This is a genomic window from Bradyrhizobium sp. NAS80.1, from assembly GCF_001908205.1.
In the GTDB taxonomy this organism is placed as follows: Bacteria; Pseudomonadota; Alphaproteobacteria; order Rhizobiales; family Xanthobacteraceae; genus Bradyrhizobium.
Genome location: NZ_LGHL01000430.1, coordinates 1 through 563 on the forward strand (window position 1 = coordinate 1; position 563 = coordinate 563).

General features: G+C 68.6%; 1 protein-coding gene. It reads left to right on the plus strand.

The features are described 5' to 3' along the window. On the plus strand, positions 1–563 hold a 563-nt coding region (locus AC629_RS44040; protein WP_210419243.1), incomplete at both ends, for a chemotaxis protein CheW.

The following is a 563-nucleotide window of genomic DNA, read 5'->3' on the forward strand; positions in this document are numbered from 1 at the left end:
TGGTCAAGCCGATGTCGACCAAGCTGCGGCACATCGACATGTTCTCGGGCAACACCATCCTGGGCGATGGCGCGGTCATCATGATCATCGACCCCAACGGCATCGCCAAGGCGCTCGGCGCCGCCGGCTCCTCGGCCCACGACATCGGCGAGGAGAACGGGGCGCTGCACATCGGCACCGGCGAGCAGACCACCTCGCTCCTGGTGTTCCGCGCCGGCTCGGCGCAGCCCAAGGCGGTCCCGCTCGGGCTCGTCACCCGGCTCGAAGAGCTCCCGGCCGACAAGATCGAGGTCTCCAACGGCCGCCACATGGTGCAGTACCGCGAGCAGCTGATGCCGCTGGTCGCCATGGAGGGCGTCAGCGTCGCCGCGCAGGGGACCCAGCCGATCCTGGTGTTCGCCGATGACGGCCGCTCCATGGGCCTCGTCGTCGACGAGATCATCGACATCGTCGAGGAACGGCTCAACATCGAGGTCGGCGGCGCCGGTGCAGGCATCCTGGGCTCGGCCGTGATCAAGGGCCAGGCCACCGAGGTGATCGACGTCGGCCACTTCCTGCCGATG